We start from the raw sequence: 21,163 nt of genomic DNA, 5'->3' as shown, positions 1-21,163 counted from the left end.
ATGTTGTATCAGACTGCTGATAAAAGAATGCATCCTTCCTCTAATATTTGTTGTAACTCTGAAACACAACTTCCGCAGCCTGTTCCTGCTTTTGTGCATGCGCTTATTTGATCGACTGATTTTAGGTGTTGTTCTTTAATGGCTTGGCAAATTGTATTTCTTCCAACTTGTTTGCACGCACAAATAGTTTTCCCTGCCGCTAATTTCCCCTCAGCAGTACCCGATATGAGTGAGCGCTCGATGGCAATGTCGATAGGCTCATCTAATAGGTTTTGTAGCCAATCTAAATCTTGTTGCTGCAAGTCATTAGCAACTAGATAGCAACTGCGTAAACGTTGTTTCTCGATATTTGCGTAGCGATATTGCCCGCTACTTGCTCCATCGAAACTCAGTTCACGCCCATTTTCGTGTTGGCAGTATTGTGAAAGGCGAAGCATCAATTGTTCTGGTAATAAACAACTGGCAATACGGTATAGATAGCCGCCTGTTACCTTTTGACGTACCCAATAATCAAACTCAGTCATATCAAGAACCGTGCTGGATAGCAGCATAGCTTCACTTTTATAAGCGAAAGAGGCAATGGATACAGGAGTAAACTTGAACTCGGGTTGGCCTGATATATCGTCTGTTTTTGGGCTTATTAAGTTACAGACTTTACCAGCACTGGATGTCACGTTATTCCAATGTATCGGCATAAAGAGTTGCCCTTGATTGACCTGTTTTGATATATCAACCCGTACCTGAGCACTACCGAATGGGCTCGCGAGAGTGGCGATTGTTCCGTGTTGTAACGCATAATGTTCAGCATCTACCGGGTTAACAGATACGAAAGGCTCTGGTTTATGAGCACCTAAACGCGCCGATAAACCTGTTCGCGTCATGGTGTGCCATTGATCGCGAATACGACCACTGTTTAACGATAGAGGGTAGTCAGTATTACATTGTAAAGCGGTTGGTTGGTGCTGCACGGCAATGAACTGCGCCTTTCCTGATGGGGTAAAAAAACAGCCATCAGCGAAGAGGCGCTTGTGCGTAATTTTTTTTTCAATATGTAGAACGGGCCACTGTTGTGGTGGTAATTGTGAATATTGTTCAGTGGTTAGATGAGCGAGGCCGGTTAAGTTTAAATCACGTTTAGCATTATCGAGCCCCGTCATTATGGCGTATTCATTAAAAATCTCGGCTTCATGCTGATAAGTAAATGCCTTAGCAAAGCCCATCGATTTTGCAACTTCACTGATTATCCACCAATCAGGTTTGCCTTCACCGGGGGTAGGTAATAAGCGTCGTTGACGTGATATACGACGCTCTGAATTAGTGACTGTACCCGACTTTTCACTCCAGCCTTGTGCCGGTAAGAGTACATCTGCACAACGGGTAGTATCGGTATCTGCAATGCAGTCAGACACTACAACCAGCGGGCATTTTTTGAGTGCGCGCTTAATTTTTTCTGCATCTGGCAAGCTTACTACAGGGTTCGTCGCCATTATCCAAATTGCTTTAATTTTACCATTATCAATTGCATCAAATAGCTCGATTGCTTTTAGACCGGGCTGAGTGGCAAGTGAATCTGTTTGCCAATAGTCGCTGATTAATTGGTGATGTGTTGGGTTACCAAAATCCATGTGTGAGGCTAAGGTATTGGCTAGCCCGCCCACCTCACGCCCACCCATCGCGTTAGGCTGGCCTGTAACAGAAAACGGTCCCGATCCTGGTTTACCTATTCGCCCCATCGCAAGGTGACAGTTTAAAATACTGTTTACTTTATCTGTGCCTTGAATAGATTGATTGACCCCTTGTGAGTATAGGGTAACGACCTTGTCAGTTTTGGCGTACAAGCGATAAAAAGTGTTTAACTGCTCAATCGATAAACCAGTTTTAGCGGCAACTGCTGCAATATCGCCAGCATCTTTATTAGCATGCTCTACTGCCTGTTCGAAACCTTCGGTATGTGCGTTGATATAAGCGTTATTCAGCTGGTGGTGTTGGTTAAGGTAGCTGAGTAAACCGTTAAACAAAGCCACGTCAGATCCCGCTTTTAATGCTAAGTGCTGATTGGCGATCTCGCAGGTGTCTGTTTTTCTTGGATCGATCACGATCACCTGCAGGTTGGGGCGGCGTTGTTTCTCGGCTTTAATACGCTGATATAGAACAGGGTGGCACCACGCGAGGTTTGAACCTGTAATAACGATTATATCGGCAAGCTCAAGATCTTCATAACAGCCCGGTACTGTGTCAGAACCAAATGCCCGTTTATGCCCGGCGACACTTGATGACATACATAAGCGTGAATTGGTATCGATATTGCCACTGCCAATAAAGCCTTTCATCAGTTTATTCGCGACATAATAATCTTCAGTTAATAGCTGTCCGGATACATAAAAGGCAACAGCATCTTTACCATGCTGTTCAATAATGTCTGAAAATTGTGCAGCCACGTGCTTAATCGCACTGTTCCAATCGACGTTTTGACCATCGATTGATGGGTACTGTAGGCGCCCATCATGCGTAACTGTTTCGCCAAGGGCGAGCCCTTTTGAACATAATCGCCCGTAGTTTGCTGGGTGATCAGCATCACCTCGAATATCGAGTTGACCGCTTGCAGTAGGCTTCGCTTCAATGCCACAACCTACGCCACAATATGCACAGGTACTTTTAACCCAAGGGGTGACTTTATCTATTGCCACAATCCTTCTCCTTAGCCTGTTCAGCTTTCTCTTTCTGGTTATATAAGAGACTGAGCAATAACTACGCCAGTTTGAGATAAGTGCTAAAACTCATGCGAAAGAAAGTATTAATTCTTACTTAATAATTGGTTATGGATTGATATGTTGTGAAAGGCGTATTAGGTGACATTTTCAACTACCACTTAAGGGTTAATGCATCAAAAGTCGATGCTTTATTCTGGTGTCTCGTGCACTCATTTTGTGCAACAGCCCCTTATTTCGAGAGAATCGATGAGTGATTTAAAAGAGCTTTATACGTAATTACAGACTCCCATTAGATTTAGCTTGTTGAAATTTAATGGTTTTATTTTCATTTGGAATGTAAAGGCTAACTACTGGCACTCTCTTTGCTGTAGTCAATTCATAGCAAGCATGGAAGCGTAAGAGGAATTGAGTTATGTCGAATGAAGCCCCTACAAATAGCATTGTTAATTTTGCTGCAGTTACTGCCAAAGAAAGCCTGTTTTCAGGGAAAGTCAGCTTAGTGGGTGCGGGGCCGGGTGATCCTGATTTACTGACTTTAAAAGCCTTAAGGGTTATTCAGCAGGCAGACTTGATCTTGTTTGATCGTTTGGTGAGCAAAGAGATCTGTCAACTATTCCCTTCTTCAACACCTGCCTTGTATGTCGGCAAAGCCAAAGATCGCCACAGCGTACCTCAAGATGAAATTAATGATCTTCTCGTAACCAAAGCCCAGCAAGGTTTAAATATTTGCCGTCTTAAAGGAGGTGACGCATTTGTGTTCGGGCGTGGCGGCGAAGAAATGTTGCGTTTAATGCAAGAAGGTATCGAAGTGGAACTTGTTCCCGGTATTACCGCTGCAGCTGGGTGCACCAGTTATGCGGGTATTCCATTGACTCATCGCGGTTTGTCTCAAGGTTGTACGTTTTTGACAGCCCATGCAGAGAAAGAACTCGATATTCGTTGGGACAGCTTAGCGCAGCTTGATCACACCTTGGTGTTTTATATGGGGCTAAGCAAGGCAAGTTTGATTGCCGAAGAGCTCATCAAGTCAGGCTTAGATAGGAATACGCCTGCCGCCTTAATCGAAAATGGATGCTGCCCAAAGCAACGTGTAGTACGCGGTAAGCTGAACCAACTCGATGAATTAGTCACTGAACATGATGTGAAATCTCCTGCATTAATTGTGATTGGCAAAGTTGTGGATCTGGCGGATCAACTTCAATGGTTTGCGAGCTTGGATAACCAGAAAGCTGAACGTCTGATGGCGTAATCCGCAGATTTATTTAAAGCATTATTAGAAAAATAAAGAGGATACAACATGGATAAGCAGCGTATTGTTGTGGTTGGAAATGGGATGGTTGGACATAAATTTATCGACACATTAGTGCAGGATGCCAGTGCAGATAAGTTTGACATTGTTACTTTTTCAGAAGAATCACGTCTAGCCTATGATCGTGTAAAGTTGAGTGCCTATTTTACGGGAACAACAGCAAATGAATTGGCATTAACCGATGAAGGGTATTATCAGCAACACGGGGTTAATTTTGTGTTGAGTGATAAAGTTGTTGCGCTAGATACAGTAAACAATCATGTGGTAACTGAAAGTGGGCGCCAAGAGCCCTACGATAAATTAATTCTGGCAACCGGTTCATTCCCTTTTGTACCGCCGATTCCTGGGAATGACCAGCCGCACTGTTTGGTGTATCGCACCATTGAAGATCTTGAAGCGATCACAGAATCAGGTAAAGACAGCCAGGTCGGCGTAGTTATTGGTGGCGGCTTACTGGGGTTAGAAGCGGCAAATGCGTTGAAGAACCTAGGGGTTGAAACCCACGTTGTTGAGTTTGCTCCGCGCTTGATGGCGGTGCAGTTAGATGATGGTGGTGCGCGATTGCTGCAACGAAAAATTGAGCAGCTTGATGTTCAGGTACATACCGAAAAAGCGACCACAGAAATCGTGGCGGGTGAAACATGTCGCTACCGCATGAATTTTGCAGATGGCAGCTTTCTTGAAACCGATATGATTGTATTTTCTGCGGGTATTCGCCCTCAAGATGAATTAGCGCGTCAATATGGTTTAGAGGTGGGTGAGCGTGGCGGAATAGTGATTAATGACAACTGCCAAACGAGTGTCGATAATATTTACGCCGTCGGTGAGTGTGCACTGTGGCAAGGGCGAATTTTTGGTCTAGTGGCACCTGGCTACAGTATGGCAAAAGCGGCTGTTTCACATATCAGTGGTGGTACGGGGGCATTTACAGGTGCAGATATGAGCACCAAGTTGAAGCTGCTGGGGGTAGATGTTGCCAGTATCGGTGATGCGCATGGGCAAACTGCAGGTGCACAATCTTACACCTTTAATGATGAAGTCGAGCAAATATACAAACGTCTTATTATATCGGAAGACGGTAAAAAGATATTAGGTGCAGTATTAGTTGGTGACGTTGATGCTTACGGTACGTTATTACAAATGATGCTCAATGATATGGAATTGCCAGAAAACCCAGCAGCATTAATATTGCCAGCGGTTGATGGCGAAGCAAGTTCAGGCTTTGGTGTTGATGCCTTGCCAGATTCAGCACAAGTATGCTCATGTTTCGATGTAACCAAAGGGCAGATCAAAGAAGCTGTCGCCAATGGTTGTACCGATATGGCGAGTATTAAAGGCACAACCAAGGCATCCTCGGGTTGTGGTGGCTGTACTGGGTTGGCAAAACAAGTGTTAGATGCTGAATTAGCGAGCCTTGGTTTTGAGGTGAAAAATGATATTTGTGAGCACTTTGCTTATTCGCGAAAAGAACTGGCTGACATTATTCGCATTAAGGAAATTAAGACATTTGATGAATTGCTAACGAGTCACGGTGAAGGGCTTGGTTGTGAAGTTTGTAAGCCAACTGTGGGATCGATTCTAGCCTCATTTTGGAATGATTATGTATTAGATGACCAACATATTGGGCTGCAAGATACTAACGATATATTTCTTGGCAACATGCAAAAAGATGGCACTTATTCTGTTGTCCCACGTATTGCTGGTGGTGAGATAACGCCAGAGAAATTAATTGTATTAGGGCAGGTAGCGCAAGAGTTTAATCTTTATACCAAAATAACGGGCGGGCAACGCATTGACTTATTTGGTGCACAATTACATGAACTTCCGAGTATTTGGAAAAAACTAATTGATGTGGGTTTTGAAACCGGTCATGCCTACGGCAAATCGCTGCGTACCGTGAAATCGTGTGTTGGTAGCACATGGTGTCGTTATGGGGTGAAAGACAGTGTTGGTTTTGCGATAGAAATTGAAAACCGTTACAAAGGATTACGAGCACCGCATAAGATCAAATTTGGTGTTTCAGGTTGTACCCGTGAATGCGCAGAAGCACAGTCGAAAGATGTCGGTATCATCGCGACAGAAAATGGCTGGAACCTTTATGTGTGCGGAAATGGTGGTATGCGCCCGCGTCATGCTGATCTTTTTGCATCAGATTTAGATGATAAAACCTTGCAGCAATATGTTGATCGATTCTTGATGTTTTATATTCGCACAGCCGATCGATTACAGCGAACATCGGTATGGCTAGAGAACATAGACGGCGGGCTCGATTACCTTAAAGAAGTCATTATTGATGATAAATTAGGGCTAGCAGAAGAGCTTGAAAACGAAATGGCGCGTAATATTCGAAACTATCAATGTGAATGGAAAACAACCATTGAGTCATCTGAAAAACTCAAACGTTTCCAGCATTTTATCAATAGTTCTGATCCTGATAATAAGCTTTCTTATATAACAGAGCGAGAGCAGCGTCGCCCAGCAACTAAATTTGAACGTATTGATATTGTGGAAGTGACTGATTAGGTCATTCATTTTATCCCTCTATATTAATTAATAGCTGAAAAGGAAAATATAAGATGAGTGATTGGAAAACAATTTGTCACCAAGATGATTTAATTCCCGATACCGGGTTGTGCGCATTATTTGATGATGAACAAGTGGCTATTTTTTATTGTGGTGGTAATCAGAGCCTATATGCATTATCGAATTTTGATCCAATCGGCGATGCGAATGTTCTATCACGTGGTATTGTCGGATCTATTGGCGATGAAGTTGTCGTAGCATCACCACTTTATAAGCAACATTTTAACCTTAAGACTGGAAAGTGCTTAGAAGCGCCTGAACATACATTAAAAACGTACCCAATACGCGTAAGTGACGGCGAGGTTCAGTTGCAGGTAGTGCTGTAATTTAAATAAATCAAATGGTTATGATTTAAATCATAGAGGCTTACTGCCTCTATTTTTTTGTTTATATTTTGTCCTTAATTTCAGTGTTTACCTTGATTAAAGCTTATATGTGTACTATCAGTGCATACTTTTCGTTAGTTGCCCAAATAAAGGGCATTAGTTAACGGTAGTTGTAAAGTTACGAACTAACTTATTGTTTTTAAATGAATATTTCTGTTTGTTTATGTGGCACGTAATGTGCTTTGTTATAAGAAGAGATGTTATTGATAAATAGAGGGATCTTTTCATGGGCAATAAGGATAAATTCAGTATATTTTCATTTACTGGCAAGATGAAAATACTTCATCTTAGTTGGTTTGCTTTTTTTATTACGTTTATGGTGTGGTTTAACTTTGCACCACTTTTACAATCCGTTAAAGAGTCGCTCGGCTTAACAACGGCAGAAATAAAAACACTGCTTATTTTAAATGTCGCATTTACTATTCCTGCACGTGTTGTTATTGGCATGCTGACCGACAAATACGGCCCACGCATTGTTTATTCGGCATTGCTCGCCATTTGTTCTATACCGTGTTTTGCGTTCGCATTGTCTGAAACATTTATTCAAGCGGCCATTTCGCGTTTTGCACTTGGCTTTATTGGAGCCGGTTTTGTTGTTGGTATCCGCCTAGTCTCTGAATGGTTCCCACATAATGAGCTAGGCACTGCAGAAGGCATTTATGGCGGTTGGGGTAATTTTGGGTCGGCAGCTGCGGCATTTACATTACCAACAATCGCAGTGATGTTTGGTGGTGAAGATGGCTGGCGCTATGCAATGGCAATTACCGGTGCAATGAGCTTGCTGTTCTCTTTTGTATTTTATGCGAATGTAACTGATACCCCTAAAGGCTCGACATATTTTCGTCCTAAGAATCTAGGTGCCATGGAAGTAACATCAACGGGGGACTTTTTCTTATTATTAGTCATGAAGTTACCTATGTACGGTGCATTGGCTTTATTAGCTTGGAAGCTATCACCGACAGGTATAGCGATGCTATCTGACACTATAGTTAACAGTATTTATATTGGACTATCAGTGCTGTACTTATATGAAGTATGGCAAACCTGGAAGCTGAATAAGTCGATATTTTCTGAGCCAGTACCCGAGATTCATCAATATAAATTTAAACAAGTCGTGGTGCTGAACATTCTTTATTTTGCTACGTTTGGTTCAGAACTTGCCGTTATTTCAATGTTGCCTCTTTTCTTTTCTGAAACGTTTGAACTTACACCTGTAATGGCGGGAATGGTTGCTTCTGCGTATGCGTTTATGAACCTTATGTCGCGTCCTGGTGGTGGATGGTTATCAGATAAATTTGGTCGTAAACCAACGTTGTTGATTCTAACTGCGGGTTTAGCCATCGGGTATTTTTTCATGGGGCAAGTAAACAGTGAGTGGCCGTTATGGTTGGCTGTAGCGGCAGCAATGGCATGCTCTTTCTTTGTCCAATCAGGAGAAGGGGCTGTGTTTGCGACAGTGCCGTTAATAAAACGTCGTATGACAGGCCAAATTGCGGGTATGACAGGGGCTTATGGTAATGTTGGTGCCGTGTGTTACCTCACAGTATTGTCGTTAGTTGATTACAGCACATTTTTCTTAGTGATTGCAGGTACAGCGGTATTGGGCTTCATTACCTTATTGTTTATGGAAGAGCCATCAGGTCAGATTGCAGAAGTTAATGAGGATGGAAGCGTAACGTTAATTGATGTTGCCAATAATTAATACCATCCTTGATAAGCCTACTGTTGGTTTCATAGAAAAATAGTGAGTGAAGTGAAACGAAAAATGAAGGGGTTAAATAACTATATTGCATGGTTAGTTTAACCACTTCAGCTCATTCGCTAAACCTACTGCTTTGTAAAGAACATAGTTAGAAAGGGGGGCGTTATGACTCAAGCTTCATCGAGTACGCATTCAGCCAAAGAGTGTGTTAGCAACAATGCTTTGAATCGGGGTGAAGTAAAACAAAATACACCGCCTAAACAGCAAAAATCAATGTTGTTGTCATCAAACAAAAAAGTTGAAAATAGATTGCACGTTGCGATGGGCGGCTATTCAATTGCTGGTGTACGACCCATCAATCAAGATGCCTTTTCAGTTAAGCTGCCGAGCAGTAATAATGTCGTGAAATATAAAGGCATCGTGGCATGTATTGCCGATGGTGTTAGCTGCAGTGAAAATGCGCAACAAGCCAGCCAAACCAGCGTTACTCAATTTATTGATGAATATTACAGTACGCCTGATAGTTGGAATGTGAAGAAGTCAGCTTCGGCCGTATTAACGTCATTGAATCAGTGGCTGTATCAACATGGCCAGTACAGTGACTTGCGGCATAATGGCTTAGTTACAACGTTTAGTGGCGTTGTTTTAAAATCAAATACCGCGCACCTTATTCACGTGGGCGATAGCCGAATCTATCGCTATCGGCAGGGGAAATTAACCCTTTTAACCCGTGATCATTGCCGTAAGCAAAAAGGAAGAAATAGCTTTCTTACACGGGCGTTAGGCATGGATAGTCACTTAGAGGTGGACTACCTACAAGAACCTATTGAAAAAGGAGATATCTTTTTTTTCTCCACTGATGGTGTACATGAATGGCTCACGAACAATGAAATAACAGCATTAATCTATGAAGGGAAAAAAGAGAAGAGAGACAGAGAGCAGCAAGCCAAAGTGATCATAGCGCAAGCGCAAGCCAATGGAAGTGATGATAATCTAAGTTGTTTATTGTTAGAGGTACTTGACGTACCTAGCTTGAATATCGAAGAGGCCTATAACCAACTCACTGAAAAAGTCATTCCGCCGATACTCAAAGTTGGTAATACCATTGATAATTTCAAGGTTGTAGATGTGATACACAGTGGTACGCGTAGCCATGTGTATTTAGTCAAGAATATTGAGGATAAGGCAGAAGTTGCTCTGTATATATTAAAAGCCCCTTCTCCTAATTTTTCGGAAGATCTACTTTATCTTGAAGGGTTCACCAGAGAGCACTGGGTGGGATGCCAGCTTAATAGCGCGAGTATTATGAAGATTTATGCTCACAATACCAGCTCTCCATTTTTGTACCATTTGTGTGAATATGTTGAAGGGCAAAGTTTACGGCAATGGATGCATGATAATCCTAAACCCAGCTTTGAAAGTGTCCGTATTATTGTCAAAGGAATGATAAAGGCTACTCGTGTTTTTCAACGAATGGAGATGGTACACCGCGATCTTAAACCTGAAAATATCATGCTGGCAAAAGATGGTCGTGTCGTGATTATTGATTTTGGTACGGTACAGGTTGACGGTTTAGATGAAATTGCGTCACCAGTATCTGAAGATGTACCCATGGGCTCGGTTGATTATATTGCCCCAGAATACTTGGCAGGAGAAAGAGCGCAGCATCAGTCAGATATTTTTTCTATTGGGGTGATTTTATTTGAAATGCTAACGGGAAAATTACCGTATGCAGCACGACCCTCTCGGGTTGTACAGTCTATACCTCATCAAGATTGGCATTATATCTCAGCGTGTCAGTATCGTGACGATATCCCATTTTGGCTTGATATTACGTTAAAAAAAGCCTGCCAGCCATCGCCAAAATTACGTTATCAAGCAATGTCAGAATTGCAGCAGGATTTTACATCACCCAACCCTCAGGTTGTCGCTGAATATGAAAGGTTACCATTAATACAACGTTACCCCATCTCATTTTGGAAGGTAGTTTCTTTAGTGTTACTCGCTATTGTTTTAGCTGAAGGGTATTTTTTAATGATGTTATGAAGATATTCTAAAGACCCCAAATAATATATTTACCCTAAGCACTAATAAAGATTAGTGTTTTTTTATACCCGCATTAAATGTATTTAATACTGATCAAAATATACGTAATAGCCGTTTTTTGTTGACCCCTGGAAAGGCTATGTTTCCTGCTGTGAACGTTAACTTTATGATTTAAATAATAAAAGTGATCGCCTTCATGATTTTTGAATTGTCTGTGTTATACCGAATAATAATTTGTTTAAGATCAATTAGCGACACAGCAATGAGGTGTTACAAAGAGTACAGACAGCGAGATATACATCGAAAAAAAATGAACGTACCGAGACTGATTACATTTAGTGGTGCTTTAACGAGATAACGTTAGAGATCATTACCGTAATGAGTTTTTAAATATTATGGAGAATTATTATGAGCAGTGCATTTTTTATCCCTTCGGTAAACTTAATGGGTGCTGGTTGTTTAACTGAGGCGGCAGATGCGGTTAAAGCACATGGCTTCAAAAAAGCATTAATCGTAACTGATAAAGTATTGAACCAAATTGGCGTGGTTAAGCAAGTGGTCGATCTGCTGGCTGAACGCAACGTAGAAGCAGTTGTTTTTGATGGCACACAACCTAACCCAACAATGGGCAATGTTGAAGCGGGTTTAGCACTATTAAAAGCCAATGAGTGTGATTTTGTTATTTCATTAGGTGGTGGCTCGCCGCACGATTGTGCGAAAGGTATTGCACTTGTTGCTTCAAATGGCGGTTCAATCTCTGATTATGAAGGGGTTGATGTAAGTGCTAAACCTCAGTTGCCACTTGTTGCTATTAATACCACTGCTGGTACAGCATCAGAGATGACACGTTTTTGTATCATTACTGATGAAGCGCGCCACATTAAGATGGCAATTGTTGATAAAAATACAACGCCATTAATGTCAGTTAATGATCCTGAATTGATGTTAGCAAAGCCAGCATCATTAACCGCAGCAACTGGTATGGATGCGTTAACACACGCTATTGAAGCATACGTTTCAACTGCAGCAACACCAATTACAGATGCTGTAGCAATAAAAGCAATTGAACTAATTCAAGCACACTTACGTACCGCTGTGAACGATGGCCAAAACCTTGAAGCGCGTGAACAAATGGCGTACGCACAATTCATGGCTGGTATGGCATTTAATAATGCTTCTTTAGGTTACGTACACGCAATGGCGCACCAGTTAGGTGGTTTTTACGACTTGCCACACGGTGTGTGTAATGCGGTTCTTTTACCTCATGTTCAGCGCTATAACGCTAAAGTATGTCCTGAGCGTTTACGTGATGTGGCAAAAGCTATGGGTGTGAATGTTGAAACTATGACTGCTGAACAAGGTGCAGATGCTGCATTAGAAGCCATTCAAGTGCTATCGAAAGATGTAGGTATTCCTGCGGGTCTTAAAGATCTTGGCGCAAAGAATGAAGATATCTCAATTCTTGCTGATAATGCGTTGAAAGATGCATGTGGTTTTACTAATCCAAAGCAAGCAACTCATGAAGAAATTTCTGAAATTTTTGCTGCTGCAATGTAATTGTTACGATGAGGGTTTATGCGTTAACCATTAGGTTTTGATAGTTAAGTGTAAGCCTTCCGTGCTATAAAAAAAGCGATCATTAATGATCGCTTTTTTTATAGAGTAGATAACCATATTTTTAACGTGGTGCTTAGTCGGTGTATTTACTTTTTGGGTCAGACATCAGCTGTTTTTGTGTGCCATTTAGTTTCTATTAAGCCACATAAAATCGTGTAATATACAAAGGGTAACTCACTTACTAAGATTATATAAATTTGTATAGAAGGAAGATGTAATGGAAGCCGAACTACTCGAAATAAAGAACTTCCTTTCCCAATATCCGCCCTTTAATGAGCTTCCTGATGATGCTTTAATTTATGCTACTCAGCATGTTGAAATTTCTTACTTTCGACAAAATATGCCAATTATTCATTTTGGCGACCATATTCAAGATCTTTACATGGTACGAAGTGGGGTTGTAGAGATTTATCGTCGAAACGGTAAACTATATAACCGCCTTACACAGGGGGGCCTATTTGGTCAAATGGGACTATTAACCCATAACCGTGTTCGTTTTCCTGTTACAGCAATTGAAGACACCTTGGTTTATTGCCTTCCAGAAGCCGTTTTTCAAGAACTGTATAACAATCATGATGTGTTTGCAGATTTTGTTGAAGTTGAAGATAACGCTCGTCTAAGACAAGCTATTTCAAATCAGGATGATCAAAATGATTTCACTACATCAAAAGTGAGAAGTTTACTGACTCGTGATGCGCCTTTTGTTTATAAAAATGAGTCAATTCAGCTAGCAGCAATTAAGATGGCCGATGAAAATGTTTCGTCTTTATTGATCATCGACCCTGATATTTTAGAAGACCATGATAATGATGCTAGCTCTGTAATTGGCATTATTACTGACCGGGATTTATGCACGCGAGTACTGGCTTCTGGTATCGACCCTAATGATACAGTAGCAAGTGTTATGACTAACGAAGTCGTTTCTTTAGACCATAATGCTTACGTGTATGAAGCGATGCTGACCATGCTTCGCTCTAACGTGCATCACCTTCCTATATTTAAAGATAAAAAACCGATAGGTATCATCGAAACGACAGACATTGTTCGTTACGAATCACAAAGCTCTTTATTATTGGTTAGTAATCTCTTTCAACAGCAGAATATTGAAGATCTTGCTGTTATGTCTAACGAAGTAAAAGATAGTTTTGTACGTTTGGTAAATGAGGATGCAAACTCACATATGGTGGGGACTGCGATGTCCGTAATTGGTCGTAGTTTCACACAACGTATTATTGAATTAGCAGAAGAAAAACTTGGCCCAGCACCTATTCCTTTTTGTTTTATCGCGCTCGGTTCAATGGGACGGGATGAGCAATTAATCGTCACCGATCAAGATAATGCGATTATTTTAGATGATAGTTATGATGAAGGGAAACATGGTCGCTATTTTGAATCGTTGGCTAAATTGGTATGTGATGGCCTAGATAAATGTGGTTATGACTATTGTACTGGCGACATTATGGCAACCAACCCGATGTGGCGTATGACGCGTAGTGAATGGGAAGCCTGCTTTGCTGATTGGATTGAAAACCCTAGTCCGAAAGCCTTATTGAATACCTCTATATTTTTTGACCTTGATGGCGTGTATGGCAACCTTAAATGGGCCTATCAACTCAATGGGTTTATTGTTCGTCGAGCACGTAAAAATAACCGTTTTCTTGCTTGTTTAGCGCGCAATTCATTAAATCGCACACCTCCACTGGGATTTTTTAAAGACTTTGTAATGGAAAAAGATGGTCGTCACAATAATTCCATTAATCTCAAACGTCGAGGAACAGCACCTCTTGCTGATTTGATTCGTGTCCATGCCCTTGCTGTAGGCTCGCGATCTAAAAACTCTTTTGAGCGGTTAGATGATATTATCGAGGCCGGTATTCTACCAAAAGGGCGGGGACAAGATTTACGTGATGCGATGGAGTTTATTTCGATGGTACGTATTCGTCACCAAGCCGTCGATGTAGAGCAAGAAAATGAGCCTGATAATAATATTGAGCCAGAAAATCTATCTGATTTTGAGCGACGTAATTTAAAAGATGCGTTTCAGATCTTAAGTAATGCTCAGAACTTTCTAAAGTACCGTTATACCGCAAGCAATAACTTTAAGTAGTATGATGATGAAACGACTTTTTCAAACACCGAGTACAGATTGGACTACCCGGCATGCTAATAAGCAGGCTTCAGCAATACACCCTTTTCTTAAGGCGTTTTATTCTGCTCCGCTAGTGACAGGAGACACGCCTTTAGATGAAATAGAATTTGTGGCGATGGATTTTGAAACCACAGGTCTTAATGTTAAAAAAGATGGCATCATTACTATTGGCTTGGTGCCTTTTACGCTTAACCGTGTATACATTAACCGAGCACAACACTGGACTGTTAGGCCACGTCAAAAGCTAAATGAACAGTCTGTCGTTATTCATAATATTACTCACAATGATATTCTAGATGCACCTGATTTATCTGAAGTGATTGAGCCTGTACTTGCAGCGTTGTCAGGACGTGTCGTCGTCGTGCATTACCGTCGGATAGAAAGGGAGTTTCTTGACCGAGCATTGAAAGATCGAATTAAAGAGGGCATAGAATTTCCCGTTATTGATACCTTGGATCTAGAAGCTCACATTCAGCAGCGACTTAATGGTGGATTTTGGAATAAGCTTAGAGGTAAAAAGCCCCAGTCGGTACGTTTGGCACAAGCACGTAAGAGGTATGGTTTGCCAGCATATACCCCTCATCATGCTTTAACTGATGCCATTGCCACAGCTGAATTACTGCAAGCGCAAATTGCCTATCATTATGATGCTAAGAAACCCATTGAAGACTTTTGGTTGTAATATCGATTAATGCTAAAAAGAAGAGTGCTGTTTCCCCTCTAAATAGCACTTTTCTTATCAGCAAAATGAGCCGTTTTACTTCAAACCTTACTTTAAGCTTTTTTGTTATATCTCTTTGAGTTGAAAGGGATTGTTTATCGCAGTGATGATAGGGTTCATTGTGCAAATTATGCTTATATTTTTCCGCTGTTTTTGAGCGAATATTGATAGAACATTTTGGTGGTTTGAGCGTAAAATTATCTTATGTCTACTGAAAGTAGTTTATGTATTTCAATAAGTTAATTTGAAATGTTTTAGTACTACTATTTCTATGTTTAATTAAGCTCGTTAAAAATTAATTAAGAGTAGAAAATATTAGAGCACTAAAGAATATTTCAAATGCGCACATTAAAGTCGGGTGAAAAGCGAGCTATCCAGTCGTTTTTTCTTCGTTTTCAATTGTTTTTGGTATTTTAATTAAGTAGCTGATAGAATTGCCGCAATATTTTGAATTAATATTGCTATGAGTACGAAACTGTTTCTCGTTTTTTTTCGTTTGTTTGTTTCGTTCTCATAGTTATTTAACTCAACTAAAGCTACCTTTAGAGAGGGAAAATGACAAAAGGTATTGATAAATACAGTATAGATAGTACAGATTATACTGTTGGGCAAGACAATGTACAAAAATGGGGATTTGATGTTCATAATCCGGTATTTGGTATTAGTGCAGGACTGATTGCTTTATTTCTAATTGCAGCATTAGTTTTAGATCCTGTGACAGCTAAAAGCACTTTAGATGGCATAAAGCTACAGATTATTAGCTCGTTCGATTGGCTCTTTATCTGGGCTGGTAATATCTTTGTCTTATTTTGTTTAGCTTTGATTGCTTCTCCTTACGGGAAAATTCGACTCGGTGGCGAAGATGCCGTTGCTGATTATTCTGTTATGTCGTGGCTATCGATGTTGTTTGCTGCGGGTATGGGTATTGGCTTGATGTTCTGGAGTGTTGCAGAACCTGTTGCTTACTTCACCGGATGGTATGAAACTCCACTTGGTGTTGAGGCTAATAGTCCTGAAGCAGCTAAGCTTGCCTTAGGCGCAACCATGTACCACTGGGGACTTCACCCATGGGCTATTTACGGTATTGTCGCTCTATCATTAGCATTCTTTTCTTACAACAAAGGTTTACCACTTTCCCTTCGCTCTATTTTTTATCCCATTTTAGGTGATCGAGCTTGGGGTTGGGCAGGGCACTGTATCGATATTCTCGCTGTTTTAGCGACTTTATTTGGTCTAGCGACCTCATTAGGTTTAGGTGCACAGCAAGCTGCTAGTGGTATTCATCACGTATTCGGTATTGATGCTGGTATCGGACTGCAAATTGCCGTCATTACTGTTGTTACGTTACTAGCCGTTGTGTCTGTTGTTCGTGGTATTGATGGCGGCGTTAAAATCCTCAGTAATATCAATATGATTATTGCATTTTTATTGCTAGTTCTAGTCGCTGTAATTGGATACGCAGTATCATTCAGCTCTATTGCTACGACTTTTATGTCATATGCTGAGAATATCCTTCCTTTAAGTAATCCACACGGCCGCAATGATGAAGCTTGGTTCCAAGGCTGGACGGTATTCTATTGGGCATGGTGGATTTCATGGTCTCCATTTGTTGGTATGTTTATTGCGCGAGTATCTAAAGGGCGTACTATTCGCCAGTTTATTACCGCGGTTCTTATTGTTCCAACCAGTGTTACATTGATTTGGATGTCAGTGTTTGGTGGTTTAGCCATTGATCAAGTTATCAACAATGTAGGTGAACTTGGTGCTAAAGGGCTAACAGACGTTTCACTGGCTATGTTCGAAATGTTTGATGTTATGCCATACGGTTCTATTTTATCTATGATCGCTGTCGTGTTGGTGTTGGTGTTCTTTATAACCTCTTCTGATTCTGGTTCTTTAGTAATCGACAGTATTACGTCAGGTGGCAAAGTTGATGTGCCTATCCCACAGCGTATCTTCTGGGCATCTTTACAAGGGGCGGTTGCGGTAGCACTTCTGTGGATTGGTGGAACAGAGGCTGTTCAGGCATTGCAAGCCGCTGTCATATCAACGGCTTTACCATTCACCTTTATATTGCTATTGATGTGTGTGAGTCTGGTATTAGGTATGCGAACCGAGCCTTTTAAGCGTTAGTTTAAAAGTGAAATAATCAGCATTGTTTAATGCTAAAATTGTCTAGTCCTAAAATGGGCTGATAAAAAAGGCTAGCCACATGGGCTAGCCTTTTTATTTTAGGACGAGACAGGACTAGATATAGAAAGACTAGATAAAGGGGTACGTCATTAATTGACGCTAGATAACGGATTATTTTTTATTGTCGATACTGAGTATGGTTTGAAATATGCGGCCCCATTCTTCCCTTGTTGCTTTACCTCATACATTGCAAAATCAGCTTGTTTCAGCACTTCTGGAATACTTTTAGCGAAGGTTGGAAATTGGCTAATCCCGATACTGGCCGAGACGGTCAGTGACTTGCCTGAAATCATGGTTGAGCTATTAAGCAAACTGACAAGCTTATCTGGTAATGGGGATGGTGTAGCGTCTGAACCATTTAGCTGAATTAATTCAATTACAGCAAATTCATCGCCTCCCATTCTTGCGCTAAAACAGTGTGGTTGCTCTAACTGACGAAGGCGGCGAGCGACATTGCGTAAGAATATATCTCCAGTATGATGTCCTTGTGTATCGTTTATTTTTTTAAAACCGTCTAAATCAATTAGATAGAAATTGAATGCCTGATTGTTTTTGGCGAGCTTATCTAGTTTTTTATTTAGCCACAGACGGTTTCTCATCCCTGTGAGCGAATCGTACATTGCAAGGCGGTGATGGTAACGAGATTCACGTAATAAAAGATAGGCGATAATCATGCCAGTCAAAATTGTAGAAATTAATAGATATCGAAAAATTATTTCGAGTGTAGAAACTGCATTAATTTTATGGTCTAAGTCATCACTCGATAGTCTAAATTTATGGTTTAAGTAGATTTGTAAATCGTCATAATCATTCTTAAAGAGGTGCAACAAACTCGCTTCATTTTTGGTTTTTTGTAGCTGAAAAAGCTGATCTTCCATCGATTTTATATACGTGAAATGATGGTTGATTTCGGCAATGCTACCCTCAAATTGATCCAGATGTTCAACGAGTGAATTATTTATTATTGTATTGAAACGACTCCATAATATTTCATATTGGATCAGCATGTCGTTGTAATCACTGGTACCAAGCTGGTAACTCTGAAGTTGGTAAACGAATTCAGAGTATTCTTTTGTTAGTTGCAATACGAACCATATAGCTTCATTTTGACTTTTTGATATCACTTCTGAGGTCTGTTTTAAATAGCTAACAGTCATCAATATGCTAATCACTAAAATTGGCGTAATGATATAAAGAGCTTTTTTTAATAAACGAACGGTCCATTTAATGAATGGAGAATGACCTTTTAGCTCCACTTTATTCAACCTTTATACTTTCTAGTTGCCAAATCATCTTAGCCAGGTAAGTCGTTTGCTGTAATTCGGTGTATTGGTCGAGAGGGAAAATTAGCCAGAAAGGCCCGTAATCACGGATTTTTAAATACTGCTCATCTTTTTTTATCGCAATAATGGGTTCGTATTGCAGCATTTCTTGCCAAGTAACTTCTGTTGTATAGTCGTTTAAGGCTTTTAGCCTTATTAACGAAGGCTTGATGCTATGCATTTCTAGCAAGGTGCTGAGCTTCACGCCTTTGAATGCCGCTTGACCGTTAATCCAAGGAAGTTGGGTGGTAATTATTGTTTGTGGCAGTTGTTCGATCTGCTCTAAAGATACTGTAAGTTCGACTTTTTTTCCGTTGGCTTGGTGTGCTGAAAGTGTAATATCAGTACTGAGCGCTATGGCGTAAGGTGAAGACAGTAAAAATGCAAAAAAACAGCTTATTAATAGGGGGGGGAACGATAGCTTCATGGTCATCCATATACCTCTCATTCGAATTACAATATCCAATGTCATGTGGATTATTACAGAATAGCGACGAGTATTCCTATACAGTGTAGACAGTTCTCTACATTGAAAGTGGTATTTTTTTGACTATTTTACTGCTCACTGTTGAGTGAGTTTATCAATGATCTGGGTGGTTTTACTTCAATCGTACATTTTTCGTTTAAAGTAATGGGCTAAACATATAAAAGAATCGTTCACCCAATTTGTTTAACATTGGGCGCTTTATCCATTCATTATTATCAATACTCGTTGAATTTTTAATATATTCTTGCTGCAGCCAACTCAGTTGCTGGGTAAATTCAAGATTATCAACGGCCAAGGTGACTTCAAAGTTGAGCCATAAACTGCGCATATCAAGGTTAACAGTACCAATTAAGCAATGAGTATCATCGATAACCACTGATTTAGTGTGTAGTAACCCGCCATGAAAACGATGAATTTTCACGCCTGCTTGTAATAACTCTCCAAAAAAAGATCGGCTTGCCCATTCAACCATTGTTGAATCATTTTTATCTGGTACAACAATATGGACGCCAAGCCCCCGTTCGGCAGCGCCTTTTAGTGCATGCTGTAGATGCTCGCTTGGTACGAAGTATGGCGTCGTAATAACAACACTTTTTTGTGCTTGGTAAATACTTAATAACAGCACTTGGTGAATAATTTCGTCAGGCATGCCAGGGCCTGATGGGATCACTTGAACGGTATCAATGGTATCGGGTGATGTATCGATACCACAAGCTGGTAATTCAGGTAAGAAACGTTGCCCCGTTTCGACCTCCCAATCCCATGCTTGAATGCAATTGAGAAGTGGAACTGTTGGTCCCGTTAAGCGCACCATCACGTCAACCCACTGACCTACATCTGCATTTGTTTTGAAAAACGCGGGGTCAACTAAATTCATTGAACCTGTGTATGCGATGGTATTATCAATGACGATAATTTTTCGATGTTGACGTAAATCTAACCGACGAAAAAACATTCGTAACGGAGACACGGCCAGAGCTTGAGTTATTTCAATACCTGCTTGGCGCATGAGCTTTGGCCAATGTGAACGGAAGAATCGTGAACTACCCGCAGAATCAAGCAGTAACCTGACTGATAGACCTCTTTTCGCCGCTTGAATTAATGCAACGCCAACAGCGTCTGCCAATCCGCCTGAGTGCCAAATATAAAACTCTAGATGGATAGACTCTTTCGCTTCTTGAATATCGTCAATAATTGAATGCAGAATTTGCTTGGGAGAATCTTGTAACGAGAGGGTATTACCCGCTAAACCAGGCACCCCAAGACGTTTCTCGCACAAGTCACTAATAGGGCGCGCATTCTGGCTCATTAGTTGAGGTTGATGGCTAGGACAATCATTGAGCCGCTGAAACCATTCCGCAAATGGATGGAACATGTCGCGAGCACGCTCTGCGCGTTTCTTACCTAAATTCAATTCGCCAAATAGTAGGTAGGCGAATACCCCACCAATAGGAATGATGAAAATTATCATTAACCAGGCAAGAGACACGCCGACAATGCGACGTTGGAATACCACGCGCATGGTTACACCAGCAATAACTAGCCAGTAAAGGAAAACACCGACCCAAGCTAAAACTTGATAAAACTGTTCCATATAAATGATTTATCAGACAGTAATGAATAAATTATAAAACCTATTCTGCATTCTTTCTTGAGTAAAACATAGCCTTTCCGACCAGCCTTTGTGAGCGACCAGACTTTATATGGATTTTAGGTGCATAAAAGAAGTGTGTCTTAAGAATAATGCACAAGGTTATATGTGTAGCACGAAAATAATACGGAGCGGTTTATATTGAGAAAGGGGTGATATAACCAAATAAAAAAGCAATTAATGACTAAAATGTATGCAATGTGTACTAATTTGAAGTGAAATAACAGTGGTTGTTCAAGAAATGGAGAAGCAGGCTTCACATTCTATTCTTAAACTGTTCTACTTG

General features: G+C 40.7%; 13 protein-coding genes. 9 read left to right on the top strand and 4 right to left on the bottom strand.

From position 1 onward, the window contains the following. Positions 1–8: 8 nt before the first annotated feature. Positions 9–2,687 carry a nitrate reductase gene (locus C9J47_RS23130; protein ID WP_107255611.1) on the bottom strand — a complete coding sequence of 893 codons (2,679 nt, stop codon included), beginning with the start codon at positions 2,685–2,687 and terminating at the stop codon, positions 9–11. Positions 2,688–3,123: 436 nt separating this feature from the next. Between C9J47_RS23130 and cobA the strand changes: the two genes are divergently transcribed. The 9 genes from cobA to C9J47_RS23085 all read left to right on the top strand — a co-directional run bounded on the left by cobA (position 3,124) and on the right by C9J47_RS23085 (position 17,357). Next, positions 3,124–3,960, top strand: coding sequence for a uroporphyrinogen-III C-methyltransferase (gene cobA, locus C9J47_RS23125; RefSeq protein WP_107255610.1), 837 nt, complete (start codon positions 3,124–3,126; stop codon positions 3,958–3,960). A 48-nt stretch (positions 3,961–4,008) separates the two neighbouring features. Beyond that, positions 4,009–6,543, top strand: coding sequence for a nitrite reductase large subunit NirB (gene nirB / locus C9J47_RS23120; RefSeq protein ID WP_107255609.1), 2,535 nt, complete (start codon positions 4,009–4,011; stop codon positions 6,541–6,543). A gap of 53 nt (positions 6,544–6,596) precedes the next feature. Then, on the top strand, positions 6,597–6,929 hold the full coding sequence (gene nirD, locus C9J47_RS23115; RefSeq protein ID WP_006233099.1) for a nitrite reductase small subunit NirD: 333 nt from the start codon (positions 6,597–6,599) through the stop codon (positions 6,927–6,929). 286 nt (positions 6,930–7,215) lie between these two features. After that, complete coding sequence (locus C9J47_RS23110) at positions 7,216–8,691, top strand: NarK family nitrate/nitrite MFS transporter (protein ID WP_107255608.1); 1,476 nt, start codon at positions 7,216–7,218, stop codon at positions 8,689–8,691. A gap of 165 nt (positions 8,692–8,856) precedes the next feature. After that, positions 8,857–10,737: a bifunctional protein-serine/threonine kinase/phosphatase gene (locus C9J47_RS23105; RefSeq protein ID WP_107255607.1), complete on the top strand. Its 1,881-nt coding sequence runs from the start codon at positions 8,857–8,859 to the stop codon at positions 10,735–10,737. Between the two features lie 408 nt (positions 10,738–11,145). Continuing rightward, positions 11,146–12,294 carry an L-threonine dehydrogenase gene (yiaY, locus tag C9J47_RS23100; protein ID WP_107255606.1) on the top strand — a complete coding sequence of 383 codons (1,149 nt, stop codon included), beginning with the start codon at positions 11,146–11,148 and terminating at the stop codon, positions 12,292–12,294. Positions 12,295–12,571: 277 nt separating this feature from the next. Beyond that, positions 12,572–14,461: a DUF294 nucleotidyltransferase-like domain-containing protein gene (locus C9J47_RS23095; protein ID WP_107255605.1), complete on the top strand. Its 1,890-nt coding sequence runs from the start codon at positions 12,572–12,574 to the stop codon at positions 14,459–14,461. A 7-nt stretch (positions 14,462–14,468) separates the two neighbouring features. Then, positions 14,469–15,185 carry a 3'-5' exonuclease gene (locus C9J47_RS23090; protein WP_107255630.1) on the top strand — a complete coding sequence of 239 codons (717 nt, stop codon included), beginning with the start codon at positions 14,469–14,471 and terminating at the stop codon, positions 15,183–15,185. A gap of 594 nt (positions 15,186–15,779) precedes the next feature. Continuing rightward, a complete protein-coding gene (locus C9J47_RS23085) occupies positions 15,780–17,357 on the top strand; it encodes a BCCT family transporter (RefSeq protein WP_107255604.1) in 1,578 nt (525 codons plus the stop codon). A gap of 149 nt (positions 17,358–17,506) precedes the next feature. Here the strand turns inward: C9J47_RS23085 and C9J47_RS23080 are convergent, their stop codons facing one another. The 3 genes from C9J47_RS23080 to cls form a co-directional block, all read right to left on the bottom strand. Next, positions 17,507–18,673 carry a GGDEF domain-containing protein gene (locus tag C9J47_RS23080; protein ID WP_107255603.1) on the bottom strand — a complete coding sequence of 389 codons (1,167 nt, stop codon included), beginning with the start codon at positions 18,671–18,673 and terminating at the stop codon, positions 17,507–17,509. A gap of 1 nt (position 18,674) precedes the next feature. Continuing rightward, complete coding sequence (locus C9J47_RS23075; protein WP_107255602.1) at positions 18,675–19,172, bottom strand: putative pterin-binding protein; 498 nt, start codon at positions 19,170–19,172, stop codon at positions 18,675–18,677. Positions 19,173–19,362: 190 nt separating this feature from the next. Continuing rightward, positions 19,363–20,820: a cardiolipin synthase gene (cls, locus tag C9J47_RS23070; RefSeq protein ID WP_107255601.1), complete on the bottom strand. Its 1,458-nt coding sequence runs from the start codon at positions 20,818–20,820 to the stop codon at positions 19,363–19,365. Positions 20,821–21,163: the final 343 nt, after the last annotated feature.

Source organism: Photobacterium indicum (genome assembly GCF_003026215.1).
Classification (GTDB): Bacteria; Pseudomonadota; Gammaproteobacteria; order Enterobacterales; family Vibrionaceae; genus Photobacterium; species Photobacterium indicum.
Note: the sequence above shows the minus strand (reverse complement) of the source record. Positions and strands in the feature narration are given on the sequence as shown.